Origin of the sequence: Dactylosporangium sp. NPDC000521 (genome assembly GCF_042898305.1) — a bacterium.
Taxonomy (GTDB): Bacteria; Actinomycetota; Actinomycetes; order Mycobacteriales; family Micromonosporaceae; genus Dactylosporangium.
The window spans coordinates 287,057-299,612 of the sequence record NZ_JBIAYW010000011.1 but is presented as its reverse complement, the minus strand read 5'-3'; the positions used below and the strand labels follow the sequence as shown (position 1 = coordinate 299,612).

Sequence of the window (12,556 nt, the reverse complement as noted above, 5' to 3'; positions counted from 1 at the left end):
CCGTCAGGTGATGTATGAGCGGGCGCCGTGCTCGTCCAGCGCCGCCAGCATCGCGGCGGTGTCGCGGGCCGACACCGCCGCGAACAGCCGCTCGTGGCGGTGGACCCCGTCATGCGGGCGGGCGACCTCGGCCTCGCGGCGCAGGTTCAGCGCCATGTACAGCTGGATCTTCACCAGGATCGACTCGTAGACCTGCGTCAGCTGGCGGTTGCCGGCGAGGGCGACGACCGCGACGTGGAACTCCCGGTGGGCGGTCGCCACGTCGAACTGGTCGCCGCGGGCGTCGGCCTCCCGCATCGCCTTCACCGCGGCGGCGACACCGGTGAGGTCCGCGTCCGGTGCGGTGGCGGCGACGGCGTGCCGCTCGAGGACGTCGCGGACCGCGTACAGCTCCTGGATGTCGTCGGCGGAGAGCGTGGCGACCCGGACCCCGCGCCGCGGCACGTGCTCCACGAGGCCCTGCTGCGCGAGCAGGCGTAGGGCCTCCCGCAGCGGCGCGCGGCTGATGCCGAACCTGCGGGTCAGCTGCTCCTCCACGAGCCGCTCGCCGGGGTCGGTGGCACCGCTGAGGATCTCCCGGCGCAGCCGTGACATGGCGAGCTCGACCAGGCTCGCGCTGGCCAGCTCGTCAGACGCACCGGGTTTCACCCGCCCAGTGTCGCAGACCTCGGACGGGCCGCTCACACGTGCCGTTCGGGTGTGCACGCCGGCCGCGATCGCGCGTGCCGGCGGGGCGCTACACGTGCTGGAGGCGGTGCAGTCTGGCGTACGTGCCGCCCGCCGCGACGAGCTCCTCGTGGGTGCCGAGCTCGGCGAGCCGGCCGCCGGACAGGACCGCGACCCGGTCGGCGTTGCGCACCGTCGCCAGCCGGTGCGCGACGACGAACGTCGTGCGCCCCCGCATGAGCCGGGTCAGCGCCTCCTGCACGAGCGCCTCGGACTCGCTGTCCAGCGCCGAGGTCGCCTCGTCCAGCAGGAGGACCCGCGGGTCCCGGACCAGCGCCCGGGCGATCGCGAGCCGCTGCCGCTGACCGCCGGACAGCAGCGCGCCGCGCTCGCCGACGACGGTGTCCCAGCCGTGGGGGAGCCGCTCCACGAACTCCAGGGCGTTCGCGTCCCGCAGCGCCCGGGTCACCGTCTCCTCCGTCATGCCGCGCAGCCCGTACGTGACGTTGTCGCGGATCGTGCCGTCGAACAGCACCGACTCCTGCGGCACGACCGAGACGCTGCGGCGGTAGCTGCGCAGGTCGATGCGCTCCATGTCGACGCCGTCGAGCAGGATCCGGCCCTCGGTCGGCCGGATGAACCCGATCAGCAGGTTCAGCATCGTCGACTTGCCGGAGCCGGACGGGCCCACGAACGCGATCGTCTCGCCCGGCCGCACGTCGAGGTCGACGCCGCTCACCGCAGGGTCGGCGCCGTCGGTGTACCGGTAGCCGACGCCTTGCAGCGTCACGGCGCCCGCGACCTGCGTGACGACCTGCTTGCCCTCGTTGCGCTCCAGGTCGGGCGCGGCGAGCACCTCGCCGATCGACCGGATCGACTCGAGTCCCTTGGTGATGATCGGGGCCAGCCCGAAGAGCCCGATGACCGACGACGTCAGCACCGCGAAGTACGTGCTGAGCAGCACCACGTCACCGGCGCTGACCGGCGCGAACCCGCTCCACGCCGCCCACCCGGCGGCGATCAGGCAGGCCGCGCCCAGCAGCTGGTACGTCACCCACGACAGCGCACCGAACCGCCCGTTGACCAGGTCGAGCCGGCGGCCGGCCGCACGCACCTCCTCGACGGTCCCGCGGACCCGGTGCAGCGCCTCGGTCTCCAGGGCGTGCGCCCGCGTGATCGGCATGAGGTGCGCCATCTCGTCGACCCGCGCCGACAGGTCCTCGACCCGGCGGCGGAACTCCTCGTTGCGGGCCCCGGACCGCCGCCGCACCATCGCGACCAGCCCCGCGGTCGCCGGCACCACCAGCAGGAACAGCGGCACGAACTGCGGGACCCGGACCGCGGTCAGGCTCAGCGCCCCGGCCAGCGTCAGCACCGCCGACGTCCCCGACGCCGCCACCTGTTGCAGCATCATCTCGACGTTCTCGACGTCGCGGACGACCTTCGTCTGCAGCAGGCTCGCGCCCGCCTTCGTGTGGAAGCTGATCGACAGCTGCTGCAACCGCCCGGCGAGCGCCGACCGCAGGTCCGTGCCGAGGTCCCGCACGATCAGGCTCATCTGCCGGACCCACAGCATGTGGACGGGGATGTTCTGCAGCAGGACCACGGCGAGCACGCCCGCGTTGAGCCACAGCTGCACGAGCGGCCGGTGCTCCACGACCACGTCGATGATGTTGGCGGTGAGCAGCGGCAACAGCCAGATCGGGCTGTCCTTCACCGCGAACGCGACGGTGGCCAGCGCGATGCGCCACTTCCGGTGAGCCAGCAGCCGGACGGTGGTGCGCAGCGGCCTGCGGCCGTCGAAGTCCATGCGTCCATCCGATCGCATGGCACGGGGCGGCTCAACGTCACCATGCTCACAGGGTCATGTCCCTTTGGAGGGTGGCGGTAGCCTGCTCCCCATGACGCAGCCACCTTACGGGCAGCAGGACCCATATCAGCCCAACCCGTACGGCCAGCAGCCCCAGTACGGGCAGCAGCCTTCCGACCCGTACGCGCTGCCGGCCGGGCAGCAGCCGATGTCGGGGCCGCCGTCGTCGTCGCCGCCCGGCTCGTCGCCGCCGTACTCGCCGACCTACCAGCTGCCGGTCTCCGGCGCGCCCACGTCCGGCGGCTACGCCCCTTACGGCCAGCAGCAGGCGGCATACGGCCAGCCCGGCTACGGTGTCCCCGGCATGGGCATGGCGAACCCGGGCTACGACCCGGCGACCGGCCAGCCGTACTCCGACAAGTCGAAGCTCGCCGCCGGCCTGCTCCAGCTCCTGCCGGGCCTGTTCATCCTCCTCGGCGGCATCGGCCGCCTGTACGCGGGCCAGATCTCGCTCGGCATCACCCAGCTGGTGCTCAGCATCGTCGTCGGCTGGACGTCGGCCGTCTGCGGCTGGCTCTTCTTCGGCCTTCCGTGGCTGATCAGCTTCGGCCTGTGGGTGTGGTTCATCGTCGACGGCATCCTCCTGCTGACCGGCCGCCCGGTCGACGGCCAGGGCCGCCCGCTGCGCCCGAACTGACCGGCCCGCTACGCGCCGCCGAGCGGCCGCCGCAGGGTGGTCACCGGCCCGAAGAAGCGATGCCCGAGCACGCAGTGCAGCCGGATGTGCTCGACCGGGCCGCCGGTGCTCCGCGCCGGTCCTTCACTGCGCACGGTGGCCGGAAACCCGCACTCGGGACAGTCCACGAGGTTCGTCGTCGTCATACCGGCACACACGCGGGGCCGAGCCACCGGGCTCGGCCCCGTCGGCTACCCGACGCCGCCGGGCCCGGCCCCTTCGCCTACCCGACGCCATCGGGCTCGGCCCCGTCGCCTACCGGACGCCGCCGGGCTCGGCCCCGTCGTGGCTGGGCCCGGCCGGTCACGCCGGGTCGGGGTTGAGGCGGACGCCGCGGATGGAGGCGTCCAGGACCTGGGCGGTGTGGGCGGTGCGGATCGTGGCGCCGGCGGCGTGGATGCCGGCGGTGATCTGCATGAGGCAGCCCGGGTTCGCGGTGACGAGCCAGTCGGCGCCGGTGGACAGGACGTTGCGGGCCTTCAGGGCGGCGAGCTCGGCCGCCGGCGCGGGGTTGAGGATGTTGTAGACGCCGGCGGAGCCGCAGCAGATCTCGGCGTCGGGGATCTCGCGCAGGGCCAGGCCGGGGATGCCGCGGAGCAGGTCACGCGGCTGGGAGCGGACGCCCTGGGCGTGGGCGAGGTGGCAGGCGTCGTGGTACGCGACGGTCAGCGGGAGCGGGTGGCGCGGGGCGGCCGGGCCGAGCGAGGCCAGCAGCTCGGAGAAGTCGGTGACGCGGGCGGCGAGGGAAGCGGCACGCGCGGCGTACGCGGGGTCGCCGGCGAGCAGCTCGCCGAGGGACTTCAGCGACGAGCCGCAGCCGGCGGCGTTCACGACCAGGGCGTCGACGCCCGCCGAGGCGAACGTGTCCACGATGCCCCGGGCGAAGCCGGCGGCCTCGGCGTGGCGTCCACTGTGGACGCTGAGGGCGCCGCAGCAGCCCTGCGCCGGCGGGATCACCACGTCGCAGCCCTCGGCGGCCAGCACGCGGGCGGTCGCGGCGTTCACGGACGGGAAGAACGCGCGCTGCACGCAGCCGGTGAGCATCCCGACCACGGCGCGGCGCGGGCCCAGGGCCGGCACCAGCGCGGGCAGGGGGACGGACCGGCGGACCGGCGGGGCGAGCGCGGCCAGGGTCGCCAGCCGGCCCGGCAGCCGGGACAGCAGCGGGGAGCCGAGCCGCTGGTACAGGCCGAGCGGCCGCTTCACGAGAGCCAGCCGCCGCGGGTGGGGGAACAGGCCGAACACCAGCCCGCGCAGCGCCCGCTCCTGCCACGGCCGGGGATGCTCCTGCTCCACCATGACGCGGGTCTGTTCGATCAGGGTGTCGTACCGGACGCCGGACGGGCACGCGGTCACGCACGCCATGCAGCCGAGGCACGCGTCGAAGTGGCCGGCGGCGGACGGGGTCAGCGGCTCGCCCTCGAGATGCTGGCGCATCAGCTGGATCCGGCCGCGCGGGGAGTCCATCTCCTCGCCCCACAGCACGTAGGTCGGGCAGGCCGGCAGGCAGAATCCACAGTGGACGCAGTCGGAGACGAGATCGGGATCCACGAAGGGGCCGTCGAGCGACATCAGATGCCTCCCACGAACCGGCCGGGTGCGAGGATGCCGAGCGGGTCGAACTGCTCCTTCACCCGGCGCATCAGGTCGAGGCCGTCGACGTGCCCCCACACGTCGACGCGGGCCCGGACCGCAGGCGGGGAGGTGAGCACCACGCAGTGACCGGCGCCGGCGCGGGTGGCGGCGCGCAGGTCGCTGACGACGCCGACGACGGAGCCCGGGTCGGTGTCGCCGGGCAGCCCCGCGTAGAGGACGCCGGTGCCGGCCGAGCCGCGCACGTGCAGCCTGACGTCGTGCAGCTGCGCGGTGACGCCGGCGGCGGTCAGCAGGTACGGCACCCGCGACAACGTCGACGTGAGCTTGATGCCGATGTCACCCGGCCGCCACGGGTAGGCGCCCCAGCCGGGCGGCGGGGTCTCGGCCGTGGTGGCGCCGTCGCCGAGCAGCTTCTCCAGGTCGGCCGCGCGCTGCGCGACCCCGGCGGGCACGCCTTCCACGAGCGCGGTCACCGTCAGCGGGTCGGTGTCGATCTCCAGGGCGCTGGGCACGACCTGGGCGCCGAGGACCGCCGCCAGGACCCGCGCGGCGTCCTCCGGGCCGTCCACGCCGACCGACACGAAGCGGCGGGCGGCGGGCAGCGGGTGCAGCCGGAAGGCGCACTCGGTGATGACGCCGAGGGTGCCGTACGACCCCGCGACCAGCTTGCCGAGGTCGTACCCGGCGACGTTCTTGACGACCTTGCCGCCGGCCTTCGCCACCACCCCGTCGGCGCGGACGACGGTGACGCCGATGAGCAGGTCCCGGACGGTGCCGTACAGCATGCGCCGGGGGCCGGACGCGTTGACCGCGACGGTCCCGCCGACGGTGGCACCGGGCAGCGGCTCGTCCAGCGCGAGCTGCTGCCCGGCGGGGCGCAGCGCCTCCTGGACCTGCCGCAGCGGCGTACCGGCGCGGACGACGGCGACGAGATCACCCGCGGCGTGCTCGACGAGCCCGCACAGCTCGGACGTCTCCAGGATCAGGTCGAGCCGCTGCGGCGGCAGCGCCCAGTCCTGCCTGGTGCCGCCGCCGCGCACGACGAGCGCCAGGGCGTCACCGGCGGCACCGCGGACCACGTCGGCGACCTCCGCGGTCGACGCGGGCGACGCGACGGCGGCGGCCGGCACGCCCGCGATCCGCGCCGCCGGGGAAGTTCCAGCGGTCATGGCTCAGAAGACCTCCGCGATGCCTGGCTGATGCTGCGGATGGGTGCCCTTGCGCCGTCCCGGCACCTCGCCGCACAGGCGGGGCGTCGGGAAGACCTTGCCCGGGTTCGACAGCCCGCGCGGGTCGAACGCGCACCGCACCAGCTGCATCGTGTCGAGGTCCTCGGCGCTGTACATGCTGGGCAGGTGCTTGGCCTTGTCGATGCCGACGCCGTGCTCGCCGGTGATCGACCCGCCGTGCTCGACGCAGATGTCGAGGATCGCCCCCGACACCGCCTCGGCCCGCTCCGCCTGTCCGGGGACGGTCTCGTCGAAGAGGACGAGCGGGTGCAGGTTGCCGTCGCCGGCGTGGAAGACGTTGGCGACCCTGACGCCGTGGTCGCGGGCCAGCTCGCCGATGCGGGTCAGCACCTGCGGCAGCGCGGTGCGGGGGATGACGCCGTCCTGGACGATGTAGTCGGGGCTGATCCGGCCGACGGCCGCGAACGCCGACTTGCGGCCCTTCCAGAACAGGGCCCGCTCGGCGTCGTCGGCGGCGATGCGGATCTCTGCCGCGCCGTGCTCCCGGCAGAACGCCTCGACCGCGGCGAACTGCGCGTCGACCTCGGCCCGCGGCCCGTCCAGCTCGACGATGAGCACCGCGCCGGCGCCGGCCGGGTAGCCGCAGTGCACGGCGGCCTCCGCGGCCTCGATCGCCAGGGCGTCCATCATCTCGACCGCCGCGGGCACGACCCCGGCCGCGATGATCGCCGACGTGGCGGCGCCCGCCTGGTCGGTGCCGGGGAAGGCGGCGAGGAGGGTCCGGACCGTCTCGGGGAGCCGGACGAGGCGCACGGTCACCTCGGTGGCGATGCCGAGGGTGCCCTCGGAGCCGACGAACGCGCCGAGCAGGTCGTAGCCGGGCGTGTCGGGTGCCCGCCCGCCGAGCCGGACCAGGTCGCCGTCTGGGGTGACGATCTCGACGCCGGTGACGTGGTTGGTGGTGAAGCCGTACTTGAGGCAGTGCGCGCCGCCGGAGTTCTCCGCGACGTTGCCGCCGATCGAGCAGATCTGCTGGCTGGACGGGTCGGGCGCGTAGTAGTAGCCGTGCGGGGACGCGGCGCGGCTGACCTGCAGGTTGATCACGCCCGGCTCGACCACGGCCCGCTCGTCCTGCGGGGCGACCTCGCGGATCGCGCGCAGCTGCGAGGTGACGATGAGCGCGCCGTCGGCATGCGGCAGGGCCCCGCCGGACAGGCCGGTCCCGGAGCCGCGGGCGACGAACGGCACCCCGGCCTCCACGCACGCCCGGACGGTGGCGGCGCACTCCTGGGCCGTCCGCGGCAGCACGACGACCGCGGGCACCACCCGGTAGTGGGTCAGCCCGTCGCACTCGTACGTGCGCAGCTGCTGGCGGTCGGTGAGCACCTGCTCCGGAAGCAGGAACCCGCGCAGCCGCGCCGCCAGCGCATCGACGCTCATGCTGTCAGCTCCACCGCCGGCCGGGGCCGGCCCCGCGTCGGGACGCGTTCATGGCATGCGGTCGTACGCCGGCAACGTCAGGAAGTCAATGAACTCGTCCGCCACAGCCACCTCCATGAAGAGTGCCCGCGCCTCGCCGAGGTCCCGGCCGAGCGACGCCAGCTCCTCGTCGGCGATCCGCTCGACCAGCTCGCGCGTCACGAGCGCACCCGTGTCAGCCAGGGTGACACCGTTGTGCAGCCACTGCCAGACCTGCGACCGGGAGATCTCCGCGGTCGCCGCGTCCTCCATCATGTTGTTGATCGCGACGGCGCCGCTGCCCTTGAGCCACGCGTCGAGGTACTGCACGCCGACGCTCACCGCGTTGCGCAGCCCCGCCTCCGTCTGCCGGCCGGGGGTGTCGCCGACGGCGAGGAGGTCGGCGGCGGTCACGGTCACGTCGTCGCGGAGCCGGTCCAGCTGGTTGGGCCGGTCGCCGAGCACGCCGTCGAACACGGCCCGGCACGTCTCGACGAGGTCGGGGTGCGCGACCCAGGACCCGTCGAACCCGTCGCCGGCCTCGCGGGTCTTGTCGGCGGTAACTTTCTCGAACGCCACCTTGTTGATCTCGGGGTCGCGGCGGCTCGGGATGAACGCGGCCATGCCGCCGATCGCGTGCGCGCCCCGCCGGTGGCACGTCTGCACCAGCAGCTCCGTGTAGGCGCGCATGAACGGCACGGTCATCGTCACCGTGTTGCGGTCCGGCAGCAGGAAGTCCCTGCCGCGGGTGCGAAACTTCTTGATGACGCTGAACATGAAGTCCCACCGGCCGGCGTTGAGGCCCGCCGAGTGCTCGCGCAGCTCGTACAGGATCTCGTCCATCTCGAACGCGGCGGGGAACGTCTCGATCAGCACGGTGGCCCGGATCGTGCCGGTAGGGCGGCCGAACCGCTCCTCCGCGAACGCGAACACCTCGTTCCACAACCGGGCCTCCAGATGTGACTCCATCTTCGGCAGGTAGAAGTACGGCCTGGTGACGAGGTGGTTGTGGAAGAAGTAGAGCCCGAAGTCGGTCAGCGAGCCGGACGTCGGTGCGCCGTCGATCAGGATGTGCTTCTCCGGCAGGTGCCACCCGCGCGGCCGGACCACGACGGTGGGGCGCGGGCCGTCGGTGAGCTCGTAGTGCTTCTCGCCGGAGGTGTACGAGAGGCTGCCGGCATTCGCGTCGCGCAGGTTCAGCTGGCCGCCGATGACGTTGGCCCACAGCGGCGTGTTGGCGTCCTCGTGGTCGGCGAGCCACACCTTCGCGCCGGAGTTGAGCGCGTTGATGGTCATCTTCGCGTCGGTCGGCCCGGTGATCTCGACCCGCCGGTCGACCAGGCCCGGCGCCGGCTCGGCCACCCGCCAGTCAGCCTCCCGGATCTCGCGCGTCTCGGGCAGGAAGCCGAGCGTCCCGCCGGCGGCGAGCTCCGCCTCGCGCTCCTTGCGGGCCCGGAGCAGCTCCAGCCGCCGGGCGTCGAACGTCCTGTGCAGGTCTGCCAGGAAACTCCGAGCTTCATCGGTCAGGATCTCGGCGAATCGGTCGTCGAGCTGTCCGGTAATCTCGACGCCCTGAACAGTGCCCATGAGATGACCCTATCGGCTGCGCTGCCACCCGGGGCGTGTCCTGGCGCGTGTGATATGGGAAGCTCTGGCGAACAAAACTCAGGTCCGCCGGATCATCGGTCCGTCCAGCAGGGGAGTCTTCCAACTGTGAGCGATCGGGGCAGAAGCCGCCGCACTGCGAGGCCGACCAAGGCCACTCCGCCGAAGGCGGCACCGGACACCGAGGTCGAGCCCACCGCGGACGCGGAAGGCGACACGACGACCAACACTGAGGTGACCGAGGTCGAGGGCGTGGCCGAGGAGACCGTGTCGTTGGACAAGAACGACGACGCGGACGCCGAGGTGCCGGCCGGCGGTGCCGGCGACGAAGCCACCACCGAAGCCGCCGAAGCCGCCGGCAAGGACGGTGACGACCCGGACGCCGCCGCGGACGGTGGCGACCCGGACGCGACCGCCGATGAGGATGAGTCCGAAAAGTCGGATAATTCCGACAATTCGGCGAAGGCGAAGAACGCCAAGACTGTCGCGCCGTTGACGAAGGCGGAGAAGCGTGCCGCCGCGCGCATCGCCGCCGCGAAGGCCGCCCGCCGTCGCCGCGCCGGGCAGGCGATCGCCGGCACGATCATCGTCCTGCTGGTCGTCGGCGGTGCGTTCGCCGGCGTCTGGTACTTCGGCGACCGGGCCGAGAAGAACCGGATCAAGTGCAAGCCGGTCGGCGACCCCAACGCGTTCCCGCAGCTGCTCGGCGGCATGAACAAGGCCCTGGCGACCGAGCCGAAGATCGAGGCCAGCTCCGACCAGATCAAGTCCGTCCGGCCGACGATCCTCGTCAAGGGCGACTGCAAGACGGTCAAGGCCGGCCAGACCGTCACGGTCAACTACGTCGGCGCGACCATGAAGGACGGCAAGATCTTCGACGCGTCCTGGCCGCGGAAGAAGACCATCGAGATCCCGGTCGGGCAGAAGAAGCTCGGCAAGCAGCCCCAGGTCATCGAGGGCTGGGACGAGGGCCTCGTCGGCCTGAAGGTCGGCACCCGCGTCCAGCTCGACATCCCCGGCGACAAGGCCTACGGCGACGACGCCCCCGAGGGTTACCCCGCCGGCACGCTCCGCTTCATCGTCGACATCCTCGACGTGAAGGACACCGAGAGCAGCGGCCTGCCCGCCGGCTTCGGCGGCTGACCGGCGCGACGAGCAGCGAGGAGGCCCCACCGGCACCAGGCCGGTGGGGCCTCGCCGTGTCGCGGGCCTGGACCTGGGCGGTGACCTGGAGGACAGCGAGGTGGCCGGGGCCGCCCGCACCCGGCGACCTCCGGGCGATGTTTGGTTCCGCCGGTACCGGCAAAGCACAAACGCATGAGCAAACCGACTGTCGGTGAGGCGCTGATCGCCCGGCTGGCCGACTGGGGCGTCGACACGGTGTTCGGCCTGCCCGGCGACGGCGTCAACGGGATCATGGAAGGCCTGCGGCGCAACGCCGACCGGGTCAGGTTCGTGCTCGTGCACCACGAGGAGGCGGCCGCGTTCATGGCGGTCGCGCACGCCAAGGCCACCGGCCGGCTCGGCGTCTGCCTCGCCACCTCCGGCCCCGGCGGCATCCATCTCGCGAACGGCCTCTACGACGCGAAGCTCGACCACGCCCCCGTCCTGGCGATCACCGGGATGCAGGAGTCCAGCGTGATCGGCACCGCGTACCAGCAGGAGGTCCACCTCGACCGGCTCTTCGAGGACGTGGCGGAGTACAACGAGACGATCGGCAACCCGGCGCAGGTGCCGTCGCTGGTCGACATCGCCGTCCGCACCGCCCTCGCCCGGCGTGGCGTCGCGCACCTCACGGTCCCGAACGACGTGCAGATCGCGACCGCCGGCGACAACCCGTTCGAGACCGTCGGGCCGGCCCGGGACCCGGCGACCGCGCCCGTGTGGGTCCCGCCGCCGGTGCGCCCCGCCGACGACGACCTCCAGGCCGCCGCCGACCTGCTCAACAACGCCTCGAAGCCGGCGATCCTGGCCGGCATCGGCGCGCGCGGCGCGGGCCCCCTCGTCGAGCTGGTCGCCGACGTGCTCGGCGCGCCGATCGTGAAGTCGCTGCTGGGCAAGATGGTCGTGCCCGACGACTCGCCCTTCGCGATGGGCGGGCTCGGCCTGCTCGGCACCGCGCCCAGCGAGGACCTGATGCAGGAGTGCGACGCGCTGCTGATGGTGGGCACGAACTTCCCGTACACGAAGTTCCTCCCGGCGCCCGGCCAGGCGCACGTCGTGCAGATCGACGTCGAGCCCGCGCGCGTCGGCACCCGCATCCCCACCGACGTGCCGCTCGTCGGCGACGCCGCGGCGACGTGCGAGGCCCTGCTGCCCCGGCTGCGGCGGCGCACCGACAGGCGCTGGCTGCTGCGGTACCAGGAGAAGATGCGCGACTGGCGGGAGCGCATCGCCGCCACCGAACGGGCGGACCGGGACCCCATCGCGCCGCAGTTCCTGGCCCGCACGCTCGACCGGGTCGCCGCGCCCGACGCCATCCTCACCTGCGACTCCGGCACCGTCACCACGTGGGCCGCCCGGCACTGGCACGCCACCGGCGGCCGCGAGTTCTACCTCTCCGGCACCCTCGCGTCGATGGCGCCGGGCCTGCCGTACGCGATCGCGCTGCAGCACGAGTACCCGGGCCGGCAGGTCATCGCGTTCGTCGGCGACGGCGGCTTCGCGATGCTCATGGCCGAGTTCCACACCGCGGCCCGCTACAAGCTGCCGATCAAGGTCGTCATCAACGACAACAACGCCCTCGGCATGATCGTCTGGGAGCAGATGGTCAACGGCTTCCCCGAGTTCGGCGTCCGGTACGGCGAGGACCCGCAGCCCGACTACGCCGGCTGGGCACGCGGCCTCGGCGCGTACGGCGCCCGCGTCACCGACCCGCTCGCCCTGGAGAACATTCTCGGCGAGGCGTTCGCCTTCGACGGGCCGGCGCTCGTCGACGTCGCGGTCGACGCCGACGAACCCCCGATGCCGGCCAGCGTCACCTACCAGCAGGCGGTGAAGTTCGCGGAGGCGTTCGTGCGCGGCCAGCCGCACAAGGCCGCGATCGCCACCACGCTGCTGAAGGACCGCATCACCCGGCTGTGATCCGCCTGCTTCCCGTGCGGCCCGTGCCGCGGCCCCCGTCACGGCCCGCGGCGCGGCCGTTCATCCCGCCGCCGCGGCCGCCGCGGCCGCGGTGCCGCCCCCGGGTCCGCAGCGAGCGCGCCCACAGCCTGGTCCTGCCCATGGTCATCGTGATGCCGCCGGGGATGTCGAGGCCGCCGAGCCCGGCGACACCACCGACGAGCACGACCCCGCCGATCGCCAGCAGGCCCGTCCCCGTCAGCAGGTACACCATGGGGTCCGGTGGCTGGACGGTCTGCTGCCCGGTCGTCTGCGCCGTATGGACCATCGGCGGGTCCGGTCTTCGTGCCTGTGCGGCGCTCAGCGAGCCCACCGCGATGGCGGCGCCGGCGAGGCACACCCATGCCCGAGTTCTCATAATCGCGGACGCTA

11 protein-coding genes are annotated in these 12,556 nt (G+C 73.1%); 3 read left to right on the top strand and 8 right to left on the bottom strand.

The features are described from left to right. Positions 1-3 precede the first annotated feature (3 nt). Together ACFY3L_RS33800 and ACFY3L_RS33795 are read right to left on the bottom strand one after the other, a co-directional pair. Positions 4-648 carry a GntR family transcriptional regulator gene (locus tag ACFY3L_RS33800; protein WP_389333374.1) on the bottom strand — a complete coding sequence of 215 codons (645 nt, stop codon included), beginning with the start codon at positions 646-648 and terminating at the stop codon, positions 4-6. An 88-nt stretch (positions 649-736) separates the two neighbouring features. Then, positions 737-2,476 carry an ABC transporter ATP-binding protein gene (locus ACFY3L_RS33795; protein WP_389333371.1) on the bottom strand — a complete coding sequence of 580 codons (1,740 nt, stop codon included), beginning with the start codon at positions 2,474-2,476 and terminating at the stop codon, positions 737-739. 91 nt (positions 2,477-2,567) lie between these two features. On the opposite strand from ACFY3L_RS33795, the gene ACFY3L_RS33790 reads away from it, so the two are divergent. Further along, positions 2,568-3,173: a hypothetical protein gene (locus ACFY3L_RS33790; protein ID WP_389333368.1), complete on the top strand. Its 606-nt coding sequence runs from the start codon at positions 2,568-2,570 to the stop codon at positions 3,171-3,173. Positions 3,174-3,181: 8 nt separating this feature from the next. On the opposite strand, the gene ACFY3L_RS33785 is transcribed toward ACFY3L_RS33790, so the two are convergent. From ACFY3L_RS33785 to aceB, 5 genes are all read right to left on the bottom strand, one after another. After that, positions 3,182-3,358, bottom strand: a complete 177-nt coding sequence (locus ACFY3L_RS33785; protein ID WP_389333365.1) for a hypothetical protein — start codon at positions 3,356-3,358, stop codon at positions 3,182-3,184. 157 nt (positions 3,359-3,515) lie between these two features. Next, positions 3,516-4,784, bottom strand: coding sequence for a (Fe-S)-binding protein (locus ACFY3L_RS33780; RefSeq protein WP_389333362.1), 1,269 nt, complete (start codon positions 4,782-4,784; stop codon positions 3,516-3,518). After that, positions 4,784-5,977, bottom strand: a complete 1,194-nt coding sequence (locus tag ACFY3L_RS33775; RefSeq protein WP_389333359.1) for an FAD-binding oxidoreductase — start codon at positions 5,975-5,977, stop codon at positions 4,784-4,786. Before ACFY3L_RS33775 ends, ACFY3L_RS33780 begins: the two co-directional genes overlap by 1 nt. 3 nt (positions 5,978-5,980) lie before the next feature. Beyond that, on the bottom strand, positions 5,981-7,438 hold the full coding sequence (locus ACFY3L_RS33770; RefSeq protein WP_389333356.1) for an FAD-linked oxidase C-terminal domain-containing protein: 1,458 nt from the start codon (positions 7,436-7,438) through the stop codon (positions 5,981-5,983). Positions 7,439-7,486: 48 nt separating this feature from the next. Next, positions 7,487-9,043, bottom strand: coding sequence for a malate synthase A (aceB, locus tag ACFY3L_RS33765; protein ID WP_389333353.1), 1,557 nt, complete (start codon positions 9,041-9,043; stop codon positions 7,487-7,489). A gap of 252 nt (positions 9,044-9,295) precedes the next feature. Here aceB and ACFY3L_RS33760 point away from each other — a divergent pair, with 252 nt between their 5' ends. Together ACFY3L_RS33760 and ACFY3L_RS33755 are read left to right on the top strand one after the other, a co-directional pair. Then, positions 9,296-10,204, top strand: coding sequence for an FKBP-type peptidyl-prolyl cis-trans isomerase (locus tag ACFY3L_RS33760; protein WP_389333350.1), 909 nt, complete (start codon positions 9,296-9,298; stop codon positions 10,202-10,204). 174 nt (positions 10,205-10,378) lie between these two features. Further along, positions 10,379-12,145 carry a thiamine pyrophosphate-dependent enzyme gene (locus ACFY3L_RS33755; protein WP_389333347.1) on the top strand — a complete coding sequence of 589 codons (1,767 nt, stop codon included), beginning with the start codon at positions 10,379-10,381 and terminating at the stop codon, positions 12,143-12,145. Here ACFY3L_RS33755 and ACFY3L_RS33750 read toward each other — a convergent pair. After that, the gene (locus ACFY3L_RS33750) at positions 12,132-12,542 is read right to left on the bottom strand and encodes a hypothetical protein (protein WP_389333344.1); all 411 of its coding nucleotides are present in this window, start codon (positions 12,540-12,542) and stop codon (positions 12,132-12,134) included. The two genes, ACFY3L_RS33755 and ACFY3L_RS33750, sit on opposite strands and share 14 nt — an antisense overlap. Between the last annotated feature and the right edge of the window lie 14 nt (positions 12,543-12,556).

Bases quoted from the DNA above. Each gene is read 5' to 3' on its own strand.
- aceB (WP_389333353.1), bottom strand. From the start codon at position 9,043: ATGGGCACTGTTCAGGGCGTCGAGATTACCGGACAGCTCGACGACCGA.
- ACFY3L_RS33785 (WP_389333365.1), bottom strand. From the start codon at position 3,358: ATGACGACGACGAACCTCGTGGACTGTCCCGAGTGCGGGTTTCCGGCC.
- ACFY3L_RS33750 (WP_389333344.1), bottom strand. From the start codon at position 12,542: ATGAGAACTCGGGCATGGGTGTGCCTCGCCGGCGCCGCCATCGCGGTG.
- ACFY3L_RS33770 (WP_389333356.1), bottom strand. From the start codon at position 7,438: ATGAGCGTCGATGCGCTGGCGGCGCGGCTGCGCGGGTTCCTGCTTCCG.
- ACFY3L_RS33780 (WP_389333362.1), bottom strand. From the start codon at position 4,784: ATGTCGCTCGACGGCCCCTTCGTGGATCCCGATCTCGTCTCCGACTGC.
- ACFY3L_RS33795 (WP_389333371.1), bottom strand. From the start codon at position 2,476: ATGGACTTCGACGGCCGCAGGCCGCTGCGCACCACCGTCCGGCTGCTG.
- ACFY3L_RS33790 (WP_389333368.1), top strand. From the start codon at position 2,568: ATGACGCAGCCACCTTACGGGCAGCAGGACCCATATCAGCCCAACCCG.
- ACFY3L_RS33775 (WP_389333359.1), bottom strand. From the start codon at position 5,977: ATGACCGCTGGAACTTCCCCGGCGGCGCGGATCGCGGGCGTGCCGGCC.
- ACFY3L_RS33755 (WP_389333347.1), top strand. From the start codon at position 10,379: ATGAGCAAACCGACTGTCGGTGAGGCGCTGATCGCCCGGCTGGCCGAC.